We start from the raw sequence: 24,737 nt of genomic DNA on the forward strand, positions 1-24,737 counted from the left end.
ACGTTGCGGTCGCTGACGAGGCACTGGCTTGGCTAGAGTCGGGCGATGACGCCGCACTTTTGGCGATCTTCCATCGCCACGTCAGGTATGTGGGCGAGTTGTTGGACACCCTTCGACCAGGCCCACTCTCGGTGCGCGAACTTATGGAGGCAGCAGCTACCCGGTATGACCTCACGTGGACCACGGCCGATCAGGCGCGACGGCGTGTGACTTGGCTGTCATGCATGGGCGCAGTCGAGTACCGGACTGCAACGCTCGTGGCTCTTACCGACCGCGGCGAAAAGCTGCTATCTAGCCTCGCTCTCGACGGCCCAACCGAAGTAGATCATTCCCCGTCGCAGCCAATAGAGATTAAAGACCCACCAACCGCGATTGCAGACCTCCTTGCCGACCTGACACCGTCGGCGCTCGAATCCCGGAATCAGATTCTCGGGTACGTGCCGCGTGGTAAGGGAGAGACCGACGTCGTGCAAGCCCTGCAGGCGTTGGTCAATGCCGCTTCTCCCTCCGTTAGTAAAGCTCAACTGCTCACTTTTGCCGAAAAACACTTTGGGGTGAGTGAATCTTCTTTTGGCGCGATCCTTACAACGCTCACCAAGTCCGGCCTGATCGAACAGACATCGTTAAATGTCTACGAGCCCACACCCGCTGCCCGTGCTTGGCTGGAGACGGCAGAGCCGCTCGACTTGGTGCTTGCGATGCACACCCGATACCTGTTCATGCTCGAAATCATCCCCATGCTGCGGGAGCACGACCGAGCACCAGATCTCGCGCGCGCGGCCGTGGAGAACTACGGGCTTCGCCGTGCCGATGTAGGTGGCGTCCGAACACGCCTCCAGATTCTCCTGGCGGCTGGGCTGATCATGGAGCGGGCGAACTGGCGCTACCAGTCGACTGCTCTCGGTGAGGAAATCGCAGCCCGGTATCCCCTGCAAACACCACGCGACGTTGCAGAGACCAGCGGGTCCGGCGAGACGGGCGTGGGAGAGACCGGTGAACCGACGGGCGAGACCCAGCTACAGCAGGCCGCGGACATCGGCCGCGATTTGATGAACGGGGGTAGGGATGCCGATAGCCCAATCCGGCTTGAGCAAGCCGTAGCACGCGCGTTTCAATTTCTCGGTTTCGAGGCTCGCCATATCGGTGGCGGCGGCAAGACAGATGTACTGGCGACTGTGGATAATGGCGAGCTAAAGCCAGTTCGAATAATCGTGGATGCCAAGTCTGCGCGATCAGGATCCGTAAACGAGGGGGCGGTGTCATTTGATACGCTGCGCGAGCATCAATCCAAGCACCGAGCCGACCATGTCGTCCTGGTTGGACCCGGCTTCGATACAGGGCGAGTACGAACGCGAGCAGAACAAAATGGTGTCGTGCTGATCACGACGACCGAATTGACGGAAGTCCTTGTACGCCATGCTAATTCGCCGCTGTCGCCCTACCATTACCTGGGTCTAATCACCGGCAAAGAGGACGACCGGCGGCAACTCGACCTGCGCTGGTCTGGTGCCGAACGTCGAATAGACCTTTTGGCGCAGATCATCACTGTGCTCGCGGAAGAGGCACGTGACACCGATGAGATCACACGTGGGGCGCTCACCAGCGATCAGATCTACTTGATTGCACGCGAGGGCAGCACCGGTTCTCGCCCACACCCCACAGATATTGAGGCGACGCTAGACTTGCTGCAGCATCCGTTGATTGACTCGGTCCGGACGGTGCGTGCCGATCGCGGACGACCGGCCGCCTATCACCTCGTTGACAGCCCAGCGCTTGTCCGAGCTAAGCTCGCCACTCTCGCGCGAGCCCTGGACTTCCTCGACGAAGAAGCGCCGGACTAGTATTTGGAACGACCGAGCACCGAACGCGCACGGTCAAGTATCCGGGGCTCGACGCCGGCTAAGAAATCCGGCCGCACAATCGACCCGGGTGCTACTTCTTCCCAGAGGCTAGTTCGCTGCGAAACTCGACCACATCGAAACTCGCCTACAACAGGAGCTGCCCTAGACCTAGCGAACTGGTCGATGACGAATTGTCACTCTGTCAGCCAGCCTCGCACGCCTGCGCCGCCAATAACATACGGATTTGTCGTGCGCAAACCAACCCAGCGTGCAACCATCTACAATGTTAACCACCGCCTTCCGAATTGCCGGATGATAAAATCGGACAGCATTTAAGTCATAACACCAGAAAGCTACTCCGATAAGCCGGACGCTAGATATAGCGAGAGTTTTCGATGTAGTCCACGAACGAATTAGAGAAATGAATGTACAGCATGCACATTTCGTCCATGTAACGCTCAATCGACTTTACATCTAGTCCCGGTTGCGAAAATATGATGTTGAACGGCTCATTTCCGTGCGCTAAGTCATTTCTAGCGCCACTCAACTTTGTGAGTGTCATTGCGCACGAGATTGTCGGATACCAGGTCCCATCGAGCCCGTATATGGACCATATCCTTATGAAATGCCCTGGTGTCAAAGTCCGCCCGTCCAGAGGCGGCTGAGCAGTACCGTAGGTAACTGGAAGTTCAAGTATATCCGTAGACGACTCCAGTGTCGTAACTAACTGTCGGCTGCTCCACACTTTCTGTGAATCAGCAACCGTCCTGAGACTATCAAATACGCTATGACACGCGATCGAACGCAGGCAGGGTTTGATATCACTTACCACATGGGCTCGATCGTTTATTACACCATTCACACTCCGGATCACGTAGGTAACCAGAGACTCAAGCTCTGCCATCGAGAATATGATGCATGACGCTCGAATTTCCTGTGAATACGCATTCTGCGGCAATCCAGGCGGTGAGGTTGAAGCATGCAATAGAAAGGTTTTCAGACGATCTACTCGAGCCAATGCGCGGTCCGCAGCCTTGAAAACCTCCTCCTCACAAGTCACAGAACTTACCCCCCGAACAATGTAATCGCGCGGTCAATCCTATTACCCAACAGTGCGCGTGTATTAGCCCCCCCGCGACTGAATTCTTTCAATTCTTCGTCGTTTATCCAGTTTGCATCAGAAACGTAAGGGCGGTCACCACGCTCAATAATTTTTGCCGCACCGACTAGGCAGGCTTCGAACTGGACAGTCGGTGTAACCTGAGCGCCACTTCTCAAGAACGGCATTCCGCCGGTCGCCTCATAAACAAATTCCACCGCCCTACGAAAGACCTCTTCTTCTCCGCCATAATCAAACGTCTTCGTCGCGGATTTCATGTAGTCGTTCAGGAATTCTTTTACACGTCCTGTAAAGTTTGGAGCATTGTTCTTATAGGCAAAGAATTTAAGCACCTCTTCCTCCGCTGTACCATCCTTTGTTGCAGAGTCGTTTAGTTTAAGAAGTACCTGAAATTCTTCAGTAGCAGCTAGGCGATCCAAGAAGTCGTTGAAGGGGCCCCTAAAGATACAGGAGCGCACCTCTTGCGGCGATAAAGATATCGCACCAGCGTTAAGCCTTTCGAATAGATCGAACCTCACATCCGGGTTGCTCTTATCGGTAAGAGAAATAACTTTCAGCGGCTGACGATTGAAATACAACTGGAGCTCTCGCGGAAAATCCGCGAAACGCAGACCATTCAATTTAGACAGCTTCTGAAGGCCTTCAAGTTTCAGGTGGCTACCACGACCCACAAGACTCAAGTCCTCACGCGTGGGAGCGCAAAAGAGCAGCAGACTGGAGAGTCGTTGCAGCCCATCTACGACTTCCCACTCATAGCCCGTATCAGTGGCCACGAAGATCGGAGGAATTGGAAGCCCAAGAAAAATTGATTCTATAAAGATGGAGGCAACTTCAGACTTCCAGCGATACTTGCGCTGATACGCTGGTGCGATGTTCAGCTCTCGGTCCACAAGCATCCGGACTAGCTCGCGGACCGAGAAGTCATGATACGCAACGTCAACTTTCTTACGCTCCTCAGTTAGCTGAGGTTCAAGTTGATCGAATAGTTCGGGCACTGTCACACCACGAGAGTACTAAAGAAGGGCGGAATGCGCACCGTTTGCGGATTCGCCCATGATTCCGCTCGCTGCTGTCAACAAACGAACTGATCAGTTGACCAATAGGCAGGAATTTGACGACAGGCAAAGTACAAGTAGCACCGATCGAACGGTCAAAGTGCAACGGTTACCTTGTGCGATATGCGCAAACGCAGCAGCGCTATGCTGGCTCAACACCGTCTACTGTGCAAGGAGCCGGCCGACCTTGTCGAAGACCTGTTCCCGACTGGCAGTGTCGTAACCCTAACCGAGTGCTGCTACTTCTTCCCAGAGGCTAGTCCGCTGCGGAACTCGACGACGTCGCCGTCGGCCATGATGTAGTCCTTGCCTTCCATGCGGACCTTGCCCGCGGCCTTGGCGGCGGACATGGAGCCGGCTTCGACGAGGTCGGTGAAGGCGACGATTTCGGCCTTGATGAAGCCGCGTTCGAAGTCGGTGTGGATGACGCCTGCGGCCTTGGGGGCGGTGTCGCCCTGGTGGATGGTCCAGGCTCGGGCTTCCTTGGGGCCTGCGGTGAGATAGGTCTGCAGGCCGAGGGTGTGGAAGCCGGCGCGGGCCAGGGCGTGCAGGCCGGGCTCGGTCTGGCCGATGGACTCGAGAAGTTCGAGGGCGGACTCGTCGTCGAGTTCGAGGAGTTCGGCTTCGACCTTGGCGTCGAGGAAGACGGCGTCGGCGGGGGCGACGGAGGCCTTCAGTTCGGCGACCTTGGCCTCGTCGGTGAGCACGGATTCGTCGGCGTTGAAGACGTAGAGGAACGGCTTGATGGTGAGCAGCGACAGTTCGCGCAGCAGCTCGCCGTCGACCTTCTTGCCCGCCGCGAACAGGGTGGTGCCCTCGTTGAGGAACTCCTGCGCCGTCTTGGCAGCGTCGAGCAGCGGCTTGCGGTCCTTCTTGACCTTGGCTTCCTTCTCGAGGCGCGGGATGGCCTTCTCGAGGGTTTGCATGTCGGCCAGGATCAGCTCGGTCTCGATGACCTCGATGTCGGCGGCGGCGTCGACGCGACCGTCGACATGCACCACGTCGTCGTCGGCGAACACGCGCACCACCTGGCAGATGGCGTCGGCCTCACGGATGTTGGCCAGGAACTTGTTGCCCAGGCCCGCGCCCTCGGAGGCGCCCTTCACGATGCCCGCGATGTCGACGAACGACACGACGGCGGGGACGATCTTCTCGGAACCGAAGATCTCGGCCAGCTTGTCCAGGCGCGGGTCCGGCAGCGGGACCACGCCGACGTTGGGCTCGATGGTCGCGAACGGGTAGTTCGCGGCCAGCACGTCGTTCTTGGTCAGCGCGTTGAACAGCGTCGACTTTCCGACGTTGGGCAGGCCGACGATTCCGAGGGTGAGGCTCACGAGGATCAGAGTCTACGCGGTGCGCCCGGTCGCGAGACCACCGGAACCCGCCCCGCACGGGCGGAGCGGGTCGACGGCGATCACGGAACCAGGACGACCTTGCCCAGGTTGGCGCGCTGCTCGATGACGGCGTGCGCGGCGGCGGCCTCGTCGAGGCCGAACTCGGCGTGCACGACCGGGTGCAGCAGGCCGGAGGCGTAGTACTGCCACACCTCCTGACGCAGGTCCTCGTAGCGGGCGGGGTCGCGCTGGGCGAGGCGGCCGATCCGGAAACCGGACAGGGTCTTGCCGCCCGCCAGCAGGTCCTCGGTGTCGATGAGGCCGCCGCCGGTGCCGTAGGTGACCACGCGGCCGCCCTCGGCGAGCGCGCCGAAGGTGTCGCCCAGGCCTGCGCCGCCGACACCGTCGAGGGCGAAGTCGGCCTGCTTGGCGGCGAGCAGCTGGTCGTAGGTGACGACCTCGTCGGCGCCGAGACCGCGCACGAAGTCGGCCTTGGCCTCGTCGGAGACCGCGGCGACGACCCAGCCGGCGCCGCGGACGCGGGCCAGCTGCACGGCCAGGTGGCCGACGCCGCCCGCGGCGGCGGTGACCAGCGCGGTCTCACCCTCACGCGGCGCGGCGGCGTCGAGCGCGCCGAGCGCGACCAGACCGCTGCGCATCAGCGCCACCGCGTCGACCGCGGAGGCGCCGTCGGGGATGGCGGAAGCCTGGTCGACGGGCAGCACGGCGTATTCGGCGTAGGCGTCGGCGCACAGGCCGACGACGCGGTAGCCGGGGTCGAACCCGTCGACACCGTCACCGACCGCGACGACCTCACCCGCGACTTCGGCCCGCAGCTGCTGGGGCACCTCGCCGCTGATCCGGCGAATCGCCGACAGGGTGACACCGACCGCCTCGACCTTCACCAGCAGCTCACCGGGACCGGCCACCGGCATCTCGGCCGCGACGACCTCGAGCACCTCCGGACCACCGCTGCGCTCGTACTGAACTCGCCGCATGACACCTCCTGAATTCGGGCGAAGGCGCAACGGTAACCGGACGAGTGCACGTTCCCACAGCTCACAGCGCTGTGAGTGCGAAATCTCACCGACGCGCGCGCGTCACGGAGAGCACCTTCACAGAACGGTTACCCGACAGCGGCGTCCGGGACGCGTGGGACACGCCACACCGGTCTCCGGCGGCCGGTCGGCCCTGGTCGCCACCACCGTCCCCGGCGTAGCGTGACCGTATGGAGTCGACCACGCAGGTGGTGACCGCGGCCCCCGCGCCGGTGCTGGCGGCCTTCATCGACCGCTATATCGGCTATCGGCTCGCGGGGTTCGAGCCCGGCCTGCACCGGGGTCTGCCCTCGCGGCACATGACCTTCATCGTCGCCATCGGCCCGACCATCGACGTGGTCGAGCACACCGACCCGCACCAGTCGCCCGGGAGCTACCGCTGCGTGCTGAGCGGTTTGCAGGCGAGCCCGGCGATGATCGCGCACACCGGTTTCCAGGAGGGCATCGCGATCGAGCTGACTCCGCTGGGCAGCCGGGTGCTGTTCGGCATGCCCGCGAGCGAACTGTGGGATGTCTCGATCGAATGCGCCGACGCGAGCGGCCCGCTGGGGGATCAGCTCGCCGATGCCGTGCAGTCCCAACCGGATTGGCCCGGCCGCTTCGCCGCCTGCGATCGGGCGCTGAGCACGGCCGCGCGCACCGGCAGTCTCGCCGGACCCGAACTCACCTGGGCCTGGCGCACTCTCGTCGGCACCGGCGGCACCTGCGAGATCACGCCGCTGGCCGAGCGGATCGGCTGGAGCCGTCAGCACCTGACCCGCAAGTTCACCGCCGAGTTCGGCGCGAGCCCGAAACTGGCCGCGCGGATCATCCGGTTCGAGCGGGCCCGGCGGATGCTGGCGGCCACCCCGTCCTATGTCTCCATCGCCCAGGTGGCCGCCGCCTGCGGCTATTACGACCAGGCCCACCTGAACCGCGACTTCGCCGAGCTGGCCGGCTGCGCCCCGACCACCTGGCTGGCGGAGGAGATTCCATCCGTCCAAGACCCGGACGCCCCGGCGGCGGGAGGCTGAGACCATGACTACTTCGACCAATACCCAGACCGCGGTCTGGCCGTGCCTCGCCTTCGACGACGCGCGCGCCCAGATCGAATTCCTCACCACCGCCTTCGGTTTCGAAGAGGTGGCCGTCTACGCCAGGGAGGACGACGCCTCGGTCGTCGAACACGGCGAACTGCGCTGGCCCGCGGGCGGCGGGATCATGTTCGGTTCCACCGGACGCGACGACAGCCCCTTCGGCACCCGCCCGGCCGGCGTCGCCTCCCTGTACCTGGTCACCGACCAGCCCGACGCCCTGCACGCGCGCGCCATCGCGGCGGGCGCGCGCCTGATCCGCGACCTGCGCGACGAGGACTACGGCTCGCGCGGGTTCTCCGTCGCCGATCCCGAAGGCAACCTCTGGAGCTTCGGCACCTACCGCGGCGAATGACCCGCTGAACAAAATTTCATCTTGGCGGCGACGGTGGGTGAACCTCTCCGACGCGCTGGGCCCATCGGCTACGTTTCCTATGTTTCACCCGAGGCTCTGCGCGTTATACCAGGGAGTTGAGTCAATGGCGACCATCGAATATCTGCGGACCGACCCGGACTTGCCTCCGGTCGGTGTCGTCGATCGCACGCCGATCACGCCTGCCAAGAAGGCCGTGTTCGCGGGGATCGCCGTGCTCGGCGCCATCGCGTGGGCGATCCTCGCGTTCGTGCGTGGCGAGTCGGTCAACGCGGTGTGGATCGTCATCGCGGCGGTCTGTACCTACATCATCGCGTACCGGTTCTACGCGCGGTTCATCGAATGGAAGATCACCAAGCCGCGCGACGACGTGGCCACTCCCGCCGAGATCTACGACAACGGCAAGGACTTCATGCCGATGGACCGGCGGGTGCTCTACGGGCACCACTTCGCCGCCATCGCGGGCGCCGGGCCGCTGGTCGGCCCGGTGCTCGCCGCGCAGATGGGTTACCTGCCGGGCACCATCTGGATCATCGTCGGCGTGGTGTTCGCCGGCGCGGTGCAGGACTACCTGGTGCTGTGGGCCTCGACCCGCCGCCGCGGGCGCAGCCTCGGGCAGATGGCGCGCGACGAGCTGGGCGCGATCGGCGGTGTCGCCGCGATCGTGGCGATCCTGGCCATCATGACGATCCTGCTCGCGGTGCTGGCGCTGGTCGTGGTGAACGCGCTCGGCGAGAGCCCGTGGGGCGTGTTCTCCATCGCGATGACCATCCCGATCGCCCTGTTCATGGGCGTGTACCTGCGGTATCTGCGGCCGGGCAAGGTCGGCGAGGTGTCCGCGATCGGCATCGTGTTGCTGCTGGCGGCGATCGTCGGCGGCGGCTGGGTGTCGGAAACCGAGTGGGGCGCCGACTGGTTCACCCTCTCGCGCACCACCATCGCCTGGTGCCTGATCGCCTACGGCTTCTTCGCCTCGGTGCTGCCGGTGTGGCTGCTGCTGGCTCCGCGCGACTACCTGTCGACGTTCATGAAGGTCGGCACGATCGTGCTGCTGGCGGCGGGCATCCTGATCACCATGCCGGTGCTGAAGGCGCCCGCGGTGTCGGAATTCGCGCACACCGGAACGGGTCCGGCCTTCGCGGGCAGCCTGTTCCCGTTCCTGTTCATCACCATCGCCTGTGGCGCGCTCTCGGGCTTCCACGCGCTGGTGTCCTCGGGCACCACGCCCAAGCTGCTGGCCAAGGAATCCAACGCCAGGATGATCGGCTACGGCGGCATGCTGATGGAGTCGTTCGTCGCGGTGATGGCGATCATCACCGCGTCGATCATCGATCAGCACCTGTACTTCGGCATGAACGCTCCGCTCGGGCTCACCGGTGGCACCCCGGAAAAGGCCGCGGCGTACACGAACACGCTCGGGCTGTCCGGTCCGCCCGCGACGCCGGAACTGTTCGCCGACGCGGCCGCCGACGTGGGTGAGAAGACGATCATCTCGCGCACCGGTGGCGCGCCGACGCTGGCGGTCGGCATCTCCGAGGTCTTCCACAAGTTCCTCGGCGGCGAATCGATGAAGGCGTTCTGGTATCACTTCGCGATCATGTTCGAGGCGCTGTTCATCCTCACCACGATCGACGCGGGCACCCGTGTCGCGCGGTTCCTGGTGTCGGACGCGCTGGGCAACTTCGGCGGTGGCTTCACCAAGTTCCGTGACCCGTCGTGGCGGGTCGGCGCGTGGCTGTGCTCGGTGCTCGTCGTGGCGGGCTGGGGCGGTGTGCTGCTGATGGGCGTCAACGATCCCTTCGGCGGCATCAACGCGCTCTACCCGCTGTTCGGTATCGCCAACCAGTTGCTGGCCGCGATCGCGCTCACCATCGTGCTGACCATCATCGTCAAGCGCGGCCTGCTGAAATGGGCCTGGATTCCGGGTGTTCCGCTGGTCTGGGATCTGCTCGTCACGATGACCGCGTCGTGGCAGAAGATCTTCTCGGCCGATCCCAAGCTCGGTTACTGGAAGCAGCACAGCCTGTGCCAGGCCGCCAAGGAAGCGGGCACCGGCTGTCTGACGGCCAAGACCCCGGAGCAGGTCGACATCGCCATCCGCAACACCTTCATCCAGGGCACGCTCTCCATCGTGTTCGCGGTGCTGGTGCTCATCGTGGCCGTGGTCGGCGCGATCGTGTGCGTGCGGGCGATCCGGTCGGGCACGGTGTCGAGCACCGAGTCCGAGGAGCAGCCGTCGAAGATCTTCGCGCCCAGCGGTTTCGTCTCGACCGCCGCGGAGAAGGACGTGCAGAAGGAGTGGGACGTGCTGATCGCCGAGGGCAAGGTCACCGCGCCCGGATCGGCGCACGTGTCGTGAGCGCGTCGCGGGACGGGAGCGACCGGTCCACCGGATCGGCCGCCCCCGCCCGTGCGCTGCTGACGCGGCTGTGGGCGGGCGTGCGCGGGGTCGCCCGGTGGTACAGCGCGATCAACGGCGGCCAGGACTACCAGCGCTATGTCGCCCATCTCCAGCGCGCGCATCCCGGCTGCCCGGTCCCCAGCGAGCGCCAGTACTGGCGTGACCGCTACGCCGAGGCGGAGCGGAATCCGACCACGCGCTGCTGCTGAACGCGATGCCGACCGGGCGTCGCCGGAGGGGCCGGACAACCGCAGGACAGCACCGGGGATAAGTGGCCGATTTCCGCTAGCAGCTCGTCGGTGATGCGGGCATTGTGGAAGCCGTGACGATCACGGCATTGGACTTCGAACGCTGCTACCGCGCGGTGTCGACCCGGGACTCCCGCTTCGACGGGCAGTTCTTCACCGCGGTGCGCACCACCGGCATCTACTGCAGGCCGTCGTGCCCGGCGATCACGCCCAAACGTGTCAACGTCTCGTTCTTACCCACGGCCGCGGCGGCCCAGCAGGCGGGATATCGCGCCTGCCGCCGGTGCCTGCCCGACGCCGCGCCCGGATCACCGCTGTGGAACGTGCGGGCGGATCTGGCCGCGCGGGCCATGCGGCTGATCGGTGACGGCGTCATCGAACGCGGCGGCGTCCCGGCGCTGGCGGCTACCCTCGGCTACTCGCAACGTCAGCTCACCCGCGTCCTCACCACCGAACTCGGCGCGGGACCGCTGGCCCTGGCCAGGGCCCATCGCGCGCACACCGCGCGGCTGCTCATCCAGACCACCGAGATGCCGATGTCCGACATCGCCTTCGCGGCCGGGTTCGCCAGCATCCGCCAGTTCAACGACACCGTGCGCGAGGTGTTCGCGGTGAGCCCGACGACCATGCGCACCGAATCGCGACGCTCACCCCGCTCCGACGTGGTCGCCCCCGCCACCCCGGGCCTGCTCACCCTGCGGCTGCCGTATCGCGAGCCGCTCGACACCGGCTGGCTGGCCTGGTTCCTGTCCGCGCACACCGTGCCGGGCATGGAGACCTGGGAGGACGGCGTCTACACGCGCAGTCTGCGCACCCCGCACGGGCACGCCACCATCCGGCTGTCGTTCCAGCCGGGGCACGTGCGGGCCGAACTCGCGCTGCGGGACATGCGCGATCTCGCGCCGACGGTGGCCCGGGTGCGGCACCTGCTCGACCTGGACGCCGACCCGCAGGGCATCGACGACGCGCTGGGCATCGACGGCACCGCCTTCACCCCGGGCATTCGCGTGCCCGGCTGCCTCGACGGCCCGGAGTTGTTGCTGCGCACCATGATCGGTCAGCAGATCTCGGTGCAGGCCGCCGCCACGCACACCGCGCGCCTGGTGACAGCGCTCGGCGAACCGATCGAGGGCGCCGTCCCCCGGCTGTTCCCCACCCCGGCGGCGGTGGCCGAGCGCGGCGCCGACATCCTCACCGGGCCCACCCGCCGGATCGCCGCCGTGGTCGCCGCGGCGCGGGCGATCGCCGACGGCGAGCTGGCCCTGCACCCCGGCCGCACCGCCGCCGAACTGCGCCGCGACCTGCTGGCGCTGGCCGGCGTCGGGCCGTGGACGGCCGACTACGTCACCATGCGCCTGCTCGCCGACCCCGACATCCTGCTCGGCACCGACCTGGTGGTCCGCCAGGGCGCCGTGCTGGCCCGTATCGATCTCGACAACACCACCCGCTGGGCGCCGTGGCGCTCCTACCTGTCCATGCACCTGTGGAAGACGGCCCTCGCGCACCGCGGCGCCGTCCTCGTCCACGCCTGATCCCCGACCGGAAGCGAAACACCATGTCTGCCACCATCACCCGCCTCGCCGACGTCGCCACCGTGCCCACTCCGATCGGCCCGTTCACCGTCATCGTCGACGCCGACGGCGCGGTCCTCGGCTCGGGCTGGACCGCCGATCCGGCCGAGCTGACCACAGTCATCCATGTCGCCCTGCGGCCGAGCGAGCTGCGGCGGCGCGACTCGCTCGGCGAGGTCACCCGCGCGGTGACCGACTACCACGCCGGCGACCTGACCGCGATCGACGCGATCCCCGTCCACCAGCGTTCCGGCGAATTCCTCAGCCACGCCTGGGACGTCCTGCGCAAGGTCCCCGCGGGCGAACCGGTGACCTACACCGAGTTCGCCGGCCTGTCCGGCAGGCCCGCCGCGACCCGCGCCGCCGCCAACGCGTGCGCGCGCAATGCCGCGGCGCTGTTCGTACCGTGTCACCGGGTGCTGCGGATCGGCGGGCAGCTCGGCGGGTTCCGGTGGGGTCTCGACGCCAAGCGCTGGTTGCTCGCGCACGAGGCGTAGTGGACCGTCCCTCCACCGCGCCGGACGAGGCCAGTTTCTCGTGAGTGGATCTTTTGCGAGGTCCAGTCGGGCGGGATCCTGAAACGCATGCTCACTCGTCGCCTGGTCGCGCTCTACACCGGTCTGTGGTTGTACGGGACGTCGATGGCGGTGATGATCCGGGCCGGGCTCGGGCTCGACCCGTGGGACGTCTTCCATCAGGGCGTCGCCGCGCACTTGCCGCTGAGTTTCGGCGCGGTGACGGCGCTGACCGGCGTCGCCGTGCTGCTGGCCTGGATCCCGCTGCGGCAGCGGCCCGGGCTCGGCACGGTCAGCAATGTGGTGGTGATCGCGATCGCGGTCGACGCCGGGCTCTGGCTGATCCCGGCCGTCGACGGGCTCTGGCTGCGGGTGACGGCGATGCTGGTCGCGGTGGTCGTGAACGCCGCGGCCACCGTCCTCTACATCGGCGCCGGGATGGGTCCAGGCCCCCGCGATGGACTGATGACTGGACTGGTCGCACGAACCGGCTGGCCGGTCTGGTCGGTCCGCACCGGGATCGAGGCCACGGTGCTCACCACCGGCTGGCTGCTCGGCGGCAGCGTCGGTATCGGCACCCTGGTCTACGCCTTCGGCATCGGCCCGCTCATCCAGCTGATGATCCCCTACGTCGACGGGTGGCTGCCCGGGTTCGCCGCGCGGCCGCAGCCGCAGCCGGTCGCGGCCTGAATCAGCGCCCGAGCAGCTCTCGGGTCAGCGCGTCCGCGACCCAATCCTGCCATTCCCGAGCCGACCACCCCCGCTCGCCGACCAGGAGCCGGTAGGTCTCGGGCGCGGTGAGCGCGAGCGCGATATCGGCGCCGCGATCGACCGAAACCCCTTTTCGCAAGGGCGTTTTCGCTGCCAGCTCGGTGACCAGCCGCTGCTGCACCGTCCACCGCTGGGCGAGATTGGTCTGCCAGATCTCGGCCAGTTCGGGATCGGTGGCCGCCGCCGAACGGACAACTTCGAGGAGCGCGGCCACCCGCGCGTGGATCCCGGCCGCTGCGGCCACCTGGAGCCGGATCTGTTCGGCGGGCGGCGCGGCGACGGCTTCGGCGAACCACGGCCGGTCCATCGTCGCGACCGGTTCGGCGTCGCCGGCGATCTCGGTGTCGAGCACCTCGAGCAGGATCGCGCGTTTGGTCGCGAAGGTGAAATACAACGTCTGCACGGCCATGCCCGCTTGTTCGGCAATGGCTTTCATCGTGGTCGCCGCGTAGCCGCGTTCGACGAACAGCTCCTTGGCCGCGGCGAGCATGCGGGCGCGATTGGCGATGGTCTTGGCCGCGCGAACCCCGGCGGTGCGTTCCGTCATGCCGCAGATCCTACTTGACTAGAGCGGAACTACAGTGACATTCTCGCTAGAGTACTGCTCTAGCGAGAGGCCGCGTCATGTCCGGTTCCCTGTCCTCACCCCGCGAGCGGGTGATCCTGTTGCTCATCACCGCCGTCGAGCTGGTCGTCTTCCTCGACACCACCGTGCTCAACGTGGCGCTGCCGACCATCGGCGCCGAGCTCGGCCTGACCGAATCCGGCCTGGGCTGGGTGACCAACGCCTACCTGCTGGCCTTCGGCGGCTGCCTGCTCCTCGGCGGCCGCACCACCGATCTGCTGGGCGCGCGGCGAATGTTCGCGACCGGCCTCGCGGTGTTCACCGTGGCCTCGGCGCTGGCCGGGCTGGCGCCGTCGGCGGCGGTGCTCATCGCCGCCCGCGCTGCCCAGGGTGTCGGCGCCGCGCTGCTCATCCCGGCCCAGCTCGCGCTGCTCACCGCGGTCTTCACCACACCGGCGGCCCGCAACCGGGCGTTCGGGGTGTGGAGCGCCATGGGCGCGGCGGGTGCCGCGCTCGGCACGGCGCTCGGCGGGCCGCTCACCGACCTGTTCGGGTGGCCGTCGATCTTCCTGATCAACGTGCCGGTCGGGCTGCTCGCGCTGGCCGAAATCCGGTTGCTGCCCAGCGACACCCAGCGCGCGGGTGCGGCGCTGCGACTGCTGGACCTGCCCGGCGCCGTGACCGGGACTTCGTCGCTGCTGCTGCTCGGTTACGGCATCGGCGCGCTCGGCACTCCGGATCAGAGCGCGCGTGCGGGCGCGGTGCTCGGCGCGGGTGGATTCCTGTTGGCGGTGTTCCTGCTGATCCAGGTGCGCTCGCCGCATCCGCTGCTGCCGCTGTCGATGTTCGGAGTGCGGCAGGTGAGCGGTTCGGCGCTGGTGAACTTCCTGGTAGGAGCCGCGCACGTGCCGGTGTTCGCGCTGCTCGCGCTGTACCTGCAACACACCCAGCACTACAGCCCCACGCTGTCCGGGCTGGCGGTGCTGCCGGTCGCGGTGGTGAACATCGTCGTCTCACGCACGGCGCTGCCGCCGGCGCTGGACCGGTTCGGCGCCCGCTGGGTGCTCGCCGGCGGACTCGCCCTGCAGGCGCTGGCCATGGCGCTGTTCGCCCGATTGCCCGAGCACGCGAGCTATGCGGTCGACGTGCTGCCGGGGGCGATCCTGCTCGGCATCGGCCTGCCCGCGGCGTTCGTGGGAGTCACCCAGCCCGCTGTCACCGCGGTCGGGCCGCGAGCGGCGGGAACCGCGGCGGGGATCGTGAACACCGCGGGCCGGATCGGTTCCGGCATCGGCGTCACCGCGCTGTTGTTGCTGGCGCAGAAGGTGACCGAATCATCTCCGGCCGCGCCGGAGTCCGCGTACCGCACCGGCCTGGCCATGGCCTTCCTGGCCGCCGCGGGGATGGCGGCGGTGGGTGCGCTGCTCGCTGTCGCGCTGCTGCGTCCCGGCTCAGGCGACGTTGACCTCGAGGACCGAGCCGGAGCGGCCGCGGATGACGTGCAGCCTGCTCGGGATCCGCTGCCGCATCTCGTCGACGTGGCTGACGACGCCGACGACGCGACCGCCCGCGCGTAGTTCGTCGAGGACACCCATGACCGCGTCGAGGGTGTCGGCGTCGAGACTGCCGAAACCCTCGTCGATGAACAGCGTGTCCAGCACCAGCCCACCCGCTTCGGCGGCGACCACATCGGCCAGACCGAGTGCGAGCGCCAGTGAGGCCATGAAGGTTTCGCCGCCGGAGAGGGTCTTGGCGGAGCGGACGGCGCCGGTGTAGTCGTCGCGGACATCGAGTCCGAGCCCGCCCCGCCTGCCCCGCGGACCCGCCTTGTCGGAGTGGACGAATTCGTAACGCCCACCCGACATCCGGCGCAACCGCAGCGACCCCGCCACCGCGACCTCCTCGAGCCGCGCGGCGAGCACGTAGGACCGCAACGACATCCGCCGACTGTTCTCCCCACGCCCCGCGACGACTTCCGCCAGCGTGGCCAGCTCGTCGAAATCGCGCTGCCGGGGCGCGATCCGCTCCACCTCGCCCCACAGCTGCGTCCCCAACTGCTCCAGCTGCGCCACCCGCTCGGCCGCCGCCGACTGCGCGGACACCGCCGCGGTCAACGCGCCCTGCGCCTCGGCGAACCGCTGCTCGAACGCGGCCAGATCCCCCGGCACCTGTTCGGCCACCGCCCGAATCGCCGGCTCGGCCAGCACCGCCTCCGCATGCGCCCGAGCCCGATCCGCCGCGGTCAGCTCGGCCTCGATCTCCGCCAGCCGCTGCGCGGTACGCGCCACCGCGGTGACGACCTTCGCGTAGGCGGTGAGCAGGGCGATGTCGTCGCGGGGAGGCGCCGGTTCCGCCTCGGGCTCCGGCTCGTCCTCGACGGGGTCCTCGTCGAACAGATCGAAAAGCGTCGGCATATCGGGTTCGAACCGAACGACACTCGCGGCCCGCCGCTGCGTTTTACCCGCTTCGTGACCCGAGGCCGCGCTAGTGGCAGCAGGCTCAGCGTCAACGGCGTCAGTCCCGACAATGGCATCCGTCCCGTCGGTAGCGGCAGCGGCAGCAGCGGCGTCGGCGGCACCGGCAGCGACGGCGTCGGCAGCAGCGGCGTCGGCGTCGGCAGCAGCAGCAGCGTCGGCGGCACCGGCGGCACCACCAGAGCGCGCCGCGCTCCTATCGGCATCGGCGTCGGCAGCAGTGGCGGTCCCGGCACCGGCAGCGGCAGCGGCGTCGGCAGCAGCGTCGGCACCGGCGGCAGCGGCGTCGGCACCGGCGGCAGCGGCGTCGGCACCGGCGGCAGCGGCAGCGGCAGCGGCGTCGGCAGCGGCGTCGGCGTCGGCAGCGGCGTCGGCGTCGGCAGCGGCGGCAGCGGCGTCGGCGGCAGCGGCGTCGGCGGCAGCGGCGTCGGCGGCAGCGGCGGGACCACCAGAGCGCGCGGCGGTCCTATCGGCATCGGCGCCAGTCGCCATAGCGGCCTCGGAACCGACGCCTGCATCCGACTCGCCGGCGGCGACATCGGCGGGCACAGCAGTCACGCCGGTGCTCGCGGTGGCAGCAGGGCGCGTGTCGACCGACGTGGCGGCGAGTTCAGGGGTGACCTGGCCGGTACCGAACTCAGAAGGCGCGTCGGCGGATTCGGCTACAGCATCGACAGTCTCCGCAGCCTCAGCACCGGCGGTAGAACTCGGTGCGACGGTGCTGCCGGTCGTCTCGGTGGCAGGGCCGGCCGCGACTCCGGTCATGGGCGCGCTGGTCGCGTGTTCGTAGCCTTCGGGGACGAAACCCGCTGTGCGGGCGAGGGTTTCCACGCGGGTGGCGATTTGGCGGACGGCGTCGCGGGTGGTGGATTCCTCGGTGCGGGACGTGCGGAGGGCGGTGGCCGCGGCGATCAGGGCCTCGAGGCGGGTGGTGCGGGCTTCGACGGCGTTGTCGGCGCCCGCGGCGGTGCGCAGGCGGAGGGTGAGTTCGTCGAGGCGGGTGCGGGTGGCGGCGATGGTGGCGGTGACGGTGCCGAGGCGGGCGTCGAGGTCGCGGGACTGCTCGTGCAGCGCGGTCTCCTCGGTGCGCAGGGAGTCGAGGCGGGCGGTCAGGGATGCGACGCGGTTCGCGTTCTCGGTGGCGTCCTCGACGCGGTGGGTCGCGCTACGGACTGCATCGGCCAGCACGACCGGGTCGGCGTCACCGCCACGCGCCGTGAGCGCCTCGATCTCGCGTTCGATGACGCCGATGCGCTCGGCGATCCGGTCGCGCACCGCCTCGGCCTGCTGCTCGGCGACGGTGGCGGCGTCCTCGGCGTCCTTGGACACGGCGTCGTCGGTGGGCTGGGCCGGGTCGGGGTGGTCGGCGGAACCACACACCGCGCACGGCGCGCCGATCGCCAGCGCGCCCGCGAGCTCGGCGGCCATCCCGGCCAGGCGACGCGTGCGCAGATCGAGCACGCGCTCCCTGGCATCGAGATGGGTACGACGGGCGGCGTCGAACTCGGCCTGCGCGCGGTCCAGAGCAGGCCGCTGCCTGGCCAATTCCACTGCGGCAGCTGCGGATTCCTGCCACTTGCCGAGCGCGGTGCGCAAGCCGGGCAGCGCCGCGGCGGCATCGGTCGCCTCCCGCAGCTGCTCCCCCGCTTCGGCGAGGACGGCGGGCAGCGCGAGGCGACGCTCGCCCAGTTCGGTCGCGCGCTGGGTGAGCCGGATCGCCTCGGCCTCGTGCGCGGACAGCTCGGCCGTCAGCTGCTGCGCCACCTCGGCATCGGCCCGCACCTCACCGAGCACGCCGAGCAGCGCGTTCCACTGACTCACCGCGCCGTCGAGATCACCGACCACATCACGCACCGCACCCGGATCGAAGCTTCCGGGGTGATTCTCTCGCGTACTCCCGGCCTTCTCGCCCAGGCGGCCCGCGTGCCCAGCGCTCCGCCGCTCGGGGCCGTTGTGACCAGTCGCGGGACCAGGTTGTGCCGCAGCGACTTCCGGTCGCTCACTGTCGTCCACGTCGAACACGATCTCGAGCAGATCGATACCGGCGATATCGGCAGCGGCTTCGGCGTTCACCTGCACCGCCAGCCGCCCGGCGACGGTACGGGTCGCGGTCTCCGCGCGACGCAGGGCGCGCACCGCCGAGCGCGCCTCGTCGATGGCCTGGACGACCGGTTCGGCCCGGCGCGCCTGCGCGAGTTCGTGTTCCAGCTCGGCGCGGCGCTCGGCGGAGGCGGTGTACCCCGCCAGTTCGGCCCGCGCCGCGGCCATCCGGGCGTGCAGCTCGACGATCCGCCGCTGCTCCTCCGCCTCGGTGCGCGCAGTGGCCGATTCCTTCTGGCGCAGTTCGGCATTCGCGTTGGCCTCGGCAAGCTCGGTGCGCGCGGTGGCCAGCAGGTCCTGCGACCAGGTGACGGCATCGAGGACACCCACCGACTCCGCACCGCCGTACCCCGCCGCCATGCCGACCTTCGTGATCAGCCGATCGATGCCCTGCCTGCGGGTCTCCAGGTCGGCCCCGGCGGCGCGGCGGCGGTCGGCCAGCCACTGTTCGGCCACGCCGAAACGCTGGGTGTCGAAGAGCTTTTCGAGCAGCTTCTCGCGGTCCTCGTTCTCCGCGCGCAGGAACTTGGCGAAATCGCCCTGCGGCAGCAGCACCACCTGGAAGAACTGGTCGGCGCTCATGCCGAGCAGGCGCAGCACCTCGTCACCGATGTCGGTGAGCCGGGACAGGTTCTCGCCCGAACCGTCGAGCCATTCGAGGGTGCCCTTGGCCTGGATCTCCCTGGTCTTGGTGCCGTCCCGGCTGGGCCGTTCGAAGGCGGGGCTGCGGGTGAGGCGCAGGTGCCTGCCGCCGAGGGTTGCCTCCAGGGTGACGCGCGGCGGTGTCTGCGGGTCGGCGTGGTCGGAGTGCAGCCGCTTGCTGTCGCCACGAGCGCCCGGCACCCGGCCGTAGAGGGCGAACGCGATCGCGTCGAGCACCGTCGTCTTGCCCGCGCCGGTGTGCCCGTGCAGCAGGAACAGCCCGTCGCCGCCGAGCGCGTCGAAATCCACGACGGTCGATTCGGCGAACGGGCCGAACGCGACCATCTCCAGCCGGTGCAGTCTCACGCCGCACCGCCGCCCGTCCCGGCGGAGCGCGGATGCCTCACGCCGTCACTTCCAGGGACTCGGCACCGTCGAGGCCGGAGTCGAGCCGCCGCGTGTCGGGTTCGTGCACCGCGGCCGCCAAGGCGCGTTCCACCCACACCATCTCCCCTTCGCTCGGCTCGCCACGCACGTCGGTCAGGAAACTCGCCGCCACCTCGGCGTCGCGGCGGCCGTGCACCCGCTCGCGATAACGCAGCTCCGGATTGCCCTCGGGCCGTGCCCATTCCACGTGCACCGCGTGCGGGAACCGCTCGCGCAGCTTACGCATGGGATCGACCGGCCTGGTGGGGTCGGTGAGGGTGGCCGAGACGTAGTGCGCCTGCGCGTCGGCGTACCGCTCGTCGGTGAGCAACTCGTCGAGGGTGCCGGTGAGCTTGCTGAGCCCGCGCACCACCGGCAGATCGTGCCTGCGCACCTCGGCCAGGCCGGTCGCGTCGAGATCGAGGATCCAGACCGCCTTGCGGTGCGAGTTCTCGGCGAACGAGTACGGCAGCGGAGACCCGCTGTAGCGCACCGAGTCCGACAGCGTCTGCGGCGAATGCAGGTGTCCCAGCGCCACATAGTCGATGCCGTCGAACGCCGACATCGACACCGTCTCCACCCCGCCGACGGAGATGGAACGTTCCGACCCGGTCGCCGCACCGCCGACGACGAACGCGTGCGCGAGCACCACCGACCGGGTGCCCGGGCGGTCGGCGAGATCGGCACGGACCCGGCCCATCGCCGCGTCCAGGATCTCCGCGTGCGAGCGCGCCTGTGGCACACCGAGTTCGACGCGGGTGATCTCCGGTTCCAGATACGGGATGCCGTAGAACGCCACCGGACCGTGCGCGTCGTCGAGCAGGACCGGCCTGCCCGCGTCGGCCACCCGGGTGCACAGATGCAGTCCGCCGGCGGCGGCGAAACTGGCGCCTGCGCCGAGCCGGGCGGGCGAATCGTGATTGCCCGAGGTGGCCACGATCCGCGCGCCCGCGGCCCGGATGGCTTCGAAACCGGCGTTGCAGACGGCGATGGCGTCGGCGTTCGGGATGGAGCGGTCGTAGATGTCGCCGGGCACGACCACCACGTCGACCGACTCGGCCGTCACCAGTTCGGCGATCGATGCCAGCACCAGCGCCTGGTCGGCCAGCAGGTCGACACCGTGGAAGGTGCGCCCGATGTGCCAGTCGGAGGTGTGCAGGATCCGCATGCGGCGAAACTTAGGCCACACCCCCGACAGAATTCAATCGACGCACCCCGCGAGGGTCGCCGCCCGGCGTGGCGTCGGCGTGGCACCACGCCCGGGTTGCCCGGTGATTGCGAGTTTGTCGGTGCCCTCGGGCACTATCGCGGCTATGACCGCCTCGATGCTCGTCGCGCTCGTCTTGGTATTCGCTGCCGGGTTCGGTCTCGGCTGGTTGGGGCATACCGCCCGCGGTGGTCAGCGCACCGCGGCCGCGGAGGCCAGGCTCGCTGCCGCGGGCGACAATCAACGATTGCTGCAACAGTCGTTGCACGCGGCGAACGAGGATGCGGCACGGCGGCATTCGGCCGCGATCGGCGCGCTGGTCGACCCGCTGCGCGACGCGGTCGGCGCGCTCGAGCAGCACATCCGCCAAGTGGAGCATCATCGGATCGACGCGTACTCCGGCCTGCGCGAACAGGTCGCGGGGATGCAGCGCACCTCGCATCGGCTCTCCGATCAGACCGGCCAGCTGGTGGCGGCCCTGCGCGCGCCGCAGGTGCGGGGGCGCTGGGGCGAGATCCAGCTGGAGCGTGTCGTCGAGCTGGCGGGCATGACCAGGCACTGCGATTTCGACACCCAGGTGCACCGCGCGGGCGCCGGGGATCGCGGCGGCGTGCGGCCGGATCTGGTGGTGCGGCTGGCGGGCGGCAGACACATCGTCGTCGATGCGAAGGTCCCCTTCACCGCCTACCTCGACGCGGCCACCACCGACGACCCCACCGCCCGCGACCAGCTGCTGGCCCGGCACGCCAAACACCTGCGCGCCCACGTCGACCAGCTGGCCGACAAGGCCTACTGGGCGGCCTTCGATCCGGCCCCGGAGTTCGTGGTCCTGTTCGTCCCGGGCGACCCGTTCCTCGACGCCGCCCTCACCACCGACGCGGGCCTGCTGGAGTACGCGTTCGGCCGGAACGTGATCCTGGCAACCCCCACCACCTTGATCGCGCTGCTGCGCACGGTCGCGTTCAGCTGGCGGCAGGAAGCGCTGTCCCGGGACATGGCAACGGTGCAGCAATTGGGCAAGGAGCTCTACACCAGGGTCGGCAAGGTGGCCGAACACCTGGACAATCTCGGGGTGAATCTCGGTAAGGCCGTGGCCGCTTTCAACGCGACGGTGGGCTCGGTGGAGTCGCGGGTGCTGGTCACCGCGCGCCGGATGCACGATCTCGGCATCGCCGATCAGGAGCTGCCGGCAATCCGGCCGACCGAGGCCAGACCACGGGTCGTCGCCTTCGCCGACGCCGAGGATCGGTACTGAGATCCCCGTGCCGCGGCGCCCGGGGCCGGGTTGTGCGGTTAGTGTCATGGGGTGGCTGCTTCCCAACGTGCGCGACCCCGGGTGCCCGCGCCGCAACGTTCGATCCTGCCCTCGGTGCCCGGCGTCCCCGCCTGGGGCGCGATTCTGCTCGCGGCGGGCATGACGGCGTTCGGGTTCCTGATCGACGCGCTCGGGGGCGAGACCTACCCGACGACGACGTTCTCGGCGCTGTATGTGCTCGGCTGTGTGCTCGCCGTGTGCGCCGTGCGGTTCCGCGGGCTGTTCTCCACCATGGTCATGCCGCCGCTGCTGCTGTTCGTCGCGGTGCCGGTGGCCTGCCAGATGCTGGGTGGACGCGCCACCACCTCCATCAAAGACGTGCTGATGAATCTCGTCATCCCGCTGGTGGAACGCTTCCCGACGATGATGCTGGCGACCGTGCTCGTCCTGGCGATCGGTGGCGCCCGGATCGCGCTGGCCCGGCGCTCCCCCGCGACGGCAGGGGCCGCCACGCCCGAACGCCGTGCCGAACGCAAGACCGAGCGCAAGCCCGTCAAACGACGTCGCCCCGAGACCCTCGACGACGCGGCCCGCGGCAAGCGCACCCGCCGCGGCACCGCCGTCCTGGACGACCCGGTCACCACGGTCGACATGGCGAGCCCCGCCCGCCGTCCCGCGCGCCCGGCCGAGCCCAAGCGGGCCCCGGCCGCCGCCAGGACCAGGGAACCGCGCGCCGCCCGTGGCGCCGCGGCCCCGCGCGAGGCCGAACCGGCCCGCACCCAGCGCCGCCGCGGCGACGCCCCACCGCATCCGCAGCCGAACGTGCGCTACCGCGACCGCGCCGACACCGGCCGTACCGAACGGCGCAGGCCGGACAACGTCTAGAGAAGAAGGAAGCCCCGCCGCGAGTACGCGGCGGGGCTTCTTTGTCAGGCGGTGTCAGGCGTCGCGGCGCGAAGCGCGCAGCTCGCGCGGCAGCGAGAACACCAGGGTCTCGTTGGCGGTCGTCACCGGCTGCACCTCGCCGAAACCGTGTTCGGCCAGCAGGTCGAGCACGCCGGTGACCAGGATCTCCGGCACCGAGGCGCCCGAGGTGATGCCCACGGTCCGCACGCCGTCGAGCCAGGCCAGGTCGACCTCGCGGGCGTAGTCGACCAGGTAGGCCGCTCGCGCGCCTGCGCCGAGGGCGACCTCCACCAGGCGCACCGAGTTGGAGGAGTTGCGCGAGCCGACCACGATCACCAGATCGCATTCGGGCGCCATCGCCTTCACCGCGGTCTGCCGGTTGGAGGTGGCGTAGCAGATGTCGTCGCTGGGCGGGTCCTGCAGCGTGGGGAACCGCTCACGCAGGCGCTGCACGGTCTCCATGGTCTCGTCGACCGACAGCGTGGTCTGCGAGAGCCAGATCACCTTCGCGGGATCGCGCACGGTGACCTTGTCCACCGAGTCGGGACCGTCGACCAGCTGCACGTGCTCGGGCGCCTCACCAGCGGTGCCCTCGACCTCCTCGTGGCCTTCGTGGCCGATCAGCAGGATGTCGTAGTCGTCGCGGGCGAAACGCTTGGCTTCCTGGTGCACCTTGGTGACCAGCGGACAGGTGGCGTCGATCGTGCGCAGGTTCCGTTCGGCGGCCGTCTCGTGCACGATCGGCGCGACACCGTGGGCCGAGAACACCACGAGCGCGCCCTCGGGCACCTCGTCGGTCTCGTCGACGAAGATCACGCCGCGCTCACGTAGCGTCTCCACCACGTGCCGGTTGTGCACGATCTCCTTGCGGACGTAGATCGGGGCGCCGTGCTTGTCCAGCGCCTTCTCCACGGTCTCGACGGCGCGGTCGACGCCGGCGCAGTAGCCGCGCGGCTCGGCCAGCAGCACGCGCTTGCCACCGGCAGCCGACGCGCCCGCGGAGCGCGCGATACCGACGTTCAAGGGAATTGCCGAGGTCATAGTCCACAGCTTACGTGCGCCGCGCGGGCGGGATCAGGGCGGATAGAGGGGCGAAAGTCACATCGGGGGCGCCTGGACCTTTGCATCACAGGCCGTTTGCGGCAGGCTGGGACCATGTTTCGTCCTCCGTTCCTGGCCAGGGTCGCCGCCGGTGCCGCGGTCTACGCCTTAGAAGAGACCCGGCGGCTACCCGTCGCCGCCGTCAATTTCCCGATCACCGCGATCAGTCGCGTGCTGCAGACCACGATGCACGTGCAGCAGTTCGTCACCAGTCTCGCGCTCAAGGGCGACCTGGTGTTCGAGCGTCTGGGTTCGGCTCCGCAGGAGCAGCCCGAGTGGGCCACCTTCGACGAGGACATCGCGCCCGAGCCCGCCGTGGCCACCAACGGCCATGCCAGCCGCTTCGATCTGTTCACCGAGGAGACCCCGGTCGAGCAGACCAACGGCAAGGCCGCCCCGGCCTCGCTGCTGCTGCTCGAGTCCGAGGAGCGGGCCGCCGAGCCGGAGCCCGAGCCGGTCGTCACGGCGGAGCCCGAGGAGGTGCAGGCCCCCGAGGTCGCCATCCGCTACGACTACCCCGCGATGACGCTGGCCCAGCTGCGCGCCCGGCTGCGCATGCTGACCGTCGAGGAGCTGGCCCAGCTGCTGGCCTTCGAGCAGCAGACCCGCGCCCGCGCCCCGTTCGTCACCATGCTGACCAACCGCATCGCGACCGTGCAGGCCCAGTAAGGCTGTCCGCAGGCCTCGAAGCGGCCGCGACC

Annotated in this window: 18 protein-coding genes and 1 pseudogene; 12 read left to right on the forward strand and 7 right to left on the reverse strand. The window is 68.4% G+C overall.

Annotated features, from left to right (window positions below):
- Positions 1–224 precede the first annotated feature (224 nt).
- Positions 225–1,841: a restriction endonuclease gene (locus tag EL493_RS30320; RefSeq protein ID WP_022566363.1), complete on the forward strand. Its 1,617-nt coding sequence runs from the start codon at positions 225–227 to the stop codon at positions 1,839–1,841.
- 1,065 nt (positions 1,842–2,906) lie between these two features.
- Here EL493_RS30320 and EL493_RS30325 read toward each other — a convergent pair.
- The 3 genes from EL493_RS30325 to EL493_RS30335 all read right to left on the reverse strand — a co-directional run bounded on the left by EL493_RS30325 (position 2,907) and on the right by EL493_RS30335 (position 6,348).
- On the reverse strand, positions 2,907–3,962 hold the full coding sequence (locus EL493_RS30325; protein WP_022566365.1) for a DUF262 domain-containing protein: 1,056 nt from the start codon (positions 3,960–3,962) through the stop codon (positions 2,907–2,909).
- Positions 3,963–4,255: 293 nt separating this feature from the next.
- Positions 4,256–5,350, reverse strand: a complete 1,095-nt coding sequence (ychF, locus tag EL493_RS30330; RefSeq protein ID WP_019048954.1) for a redox-regulated ATPase YchF — start codon at positions 5,348–5,350, stop codon at positions 4,256–4,258.
- Positions 5,351–5,430: 80 nt separating this feature from the next.
- Entirely contained in the window at positions 5,431–6,348 is a 918-nt protein-coding gene (locus EL493_RS30335; protein WP_019048955.1) for a quinone oxidoreductase family protein, read from the reverse strand.
- Between the two features lie 230 nt (positions 6,349–6,578).
- Between EL493_RS30335 and EL493_RS30340 the strand changes: the two genes are divergently transcribed.
- From EL493_RS30340 to yczE, 7 genes are all read left to right on the forward strand, one after another.
- A complete protein-coding gene (locus tag EL493_RS30340) occupies positions 6,579–7,421 on the forward strand; it encodes a helix-turn-helix domain-containing protein (protein WP_019048956.1) in 843 nt (280 codons plus the stop codon).
- A 4-nt stretch (positions 7,422–7,425) separates the two neighbouring features.
- A complete protein-coding gene (locus EL493_RS30345) occupies positions 7,426–7,836 on the forward strand; it encodes a VOC family protein (protein ID WP_019048957.1) in 411 nt (136 codons plus the stop codon).
- 124 nt (positions 7,837–7,960) lie between these two features.
- Positions 7,961–10,213, forward strand: a complete 2,253-nt coding sequence (locus tag EL493_RS30350; RefSeq protein WP_019048958.1) for a carbon starvation CstA family protein — start codon at positions 7,961–7,963, stop codon at positions 10,211–10,213.
- Positions 10,210–10,464 (forward strand): YbdD/YjiX family protein, encoded by a 255-nt coding sequence (locus EL493_RS30355; RefSeq protein ID WP_019048959.1) that lies wholly within the window; start codon positions 10,210–10,212, stop codon positions 10,462–10,464. The genes EL493_RS30350 and EL493_RS30355 overlap by 4 nt, the downstream gene beginning before the upstream one ends.
- 104 nt (positions 10,465–10,568) lie before the next feature.
- Positions 10,569–12,035 (forward strand): DNA-3-methyladenine glycosylase 2 family protein, encoded by a 1,467-nt coding sequence (locus tag EL493_RS30360; protein ID WP_019048960.1) that lies wholly within the window; start codon positions 10,569–10,571, stop codon positions 12,033–12,035.
- A 23-nt stretch (positions 12,036–12,058) separates the two neighbouring features.
- Complete coding sequence (locus EL493_RS30365; protein WP_019048961.1) at positions 12,059–12,571, forward strand: methylated-DNA--[protein]-cysteine S-methyltransferase; 513 nt, start codon at positions 12,059–12,061, stop codon at positions 12,569–12,571.
- A gap of 87 nt (positions 12,572–12,658) precedes the next feature.
- A complete protein-coding gene (gene yczE, locus EL493_RS30370) occupies positions 12,659–13,279 on the forward strand; it encodes a membrane protein YczE (RefSeq protein ID WP_019048962.1) in 621 nt (206 codons plus the stop codon).
- A gap of 1 nt (position 13,280) precedes the next feature.
- Here the strand turns inward: yczE and EL493_RS30375 are convergent, their stop codons facing one another.
- On the reverse strand, positions 13,281–13,907 hold the full coding sequence (locus tag EL493_RS30375) for a TetR/AcrR family transcriptional regulator (RefSeq protein WP_019048963.1): 627 nt from the start codon (positions 13,905–13,907) through the stop codon (positions 13,281–13,283).
- A gap of 77 nt (positions 13,908–13,984) precedes the next feature.
- On the opposite strand from EL493_RS30375, the pseudogene EL493_RS30380 reads away from it, so the two are divergent.
- Positions 13,985–15,313: pseudogene (locus EL493_RS30380) on the forward strand (MFS transporter); the annotation flags it as partial.
- Positions 15,314–15,376: 63 nt separating this feature from the next.
- Here EL493_RS30380 and EL493_RS33955 read toward each other — a convergent pair.
- Positions 15,377–19,507, reverse strand: coding sequence for an AAA family ATPase (locus EL493_RS33955; protein ID WP_051719404.1), 4,131 nt, complete (start codon positions 19,505–19,507; stop codon positions 15,377–15,379).
- Positions 19,508–19,544: 37 nt separating this feature from the next.
- Entirely contained in the window at positions 19,545–20,735 is a 1,191-nt protein-coding gene (locus EL493_RS30390) for an exonuclease SbcCD subunit D (RefSeq protein ID WP_019048968.1), read from the reverse strand.
- A gap of 145 nt (positions 20,736–20,880) precedes the next feature.
- Here EL493_RS30390 and EL493_RS30395 point away from each other — a divergent pair, with 145 nt between their 5' ends.
- Together EL493_RS30395 and EL493_RS30400 are read left to right on the forward strand one after the other, a co-directional pair.
- Positions 20,881–22,029 (forward strand): DNA recombination protein RmuC, encoded by a 1,149-nt coding sequence (locus EL493_RS30395; RefSeq protein ID WP_019048969.1) that lies wholly within the window; start codon positions 20,881–20,883, stop codon positions 22,027–22,029.
- A 51-nt stretch (positions 22,030–22,080) separates the two neighbouring features.
- Positions 22,081–22,914, forward strand: coding sequence for a DUF6542 domain-containing protein (locus EL493_RS30400; protein WP_030201019.1), 834 nt, complete (start codon positions 22,081–22,083; stop codon positions 22,912–22,914).
- A gap of 54 nt (positions 22,915–22,968) precedes the next feature.
- On the opposite strand, the gene EL493_RS30405 is transcribed toward EL493_RS30400, so the two are convergent.
- Positions 22,969–23,976, reverse strand: coding sequence for a 4-hydroxy-3-methylbut-2-enyl diphosphate reductase (locus EL493_RS30405; protein WP_022565822.1), 1,008 nt, complete (start codon positions 23,974–23,976; stop codon positions 22,969–22,971).
- A gap of 114 nt (positions 23,977–24,090) precedes the next feature.
- Between EL493_RS30405 and EL493_RS30410 the strand changes: the two genes are divergently transcribed.
- Positions 24,091–24,705 carry a lipid droplet-associated protein gene (locus EL493_RS30410; RefSeq protein WP_019048972.1) on the forward strand — a complete coding sequence of 205 codons (615 nt, stop codon included), beginning with the start codon at positions 24,091–24,093 and terminating at the stop codon, positions 24,703–24,705.
- Positions 24,706–24,737: the final 32 nt, after the last annotated feature.

The sequence above is a fragment of the Nocardia asteroides genome (assembly GCF_900637185.1).
Classification (GTDB): domain Bacteria; phylum Actinomycetota; class Actinomycetes; order Mycobacteriales; family Mycobacteriaceae; genus Nocardia; species Nocardia asteroides.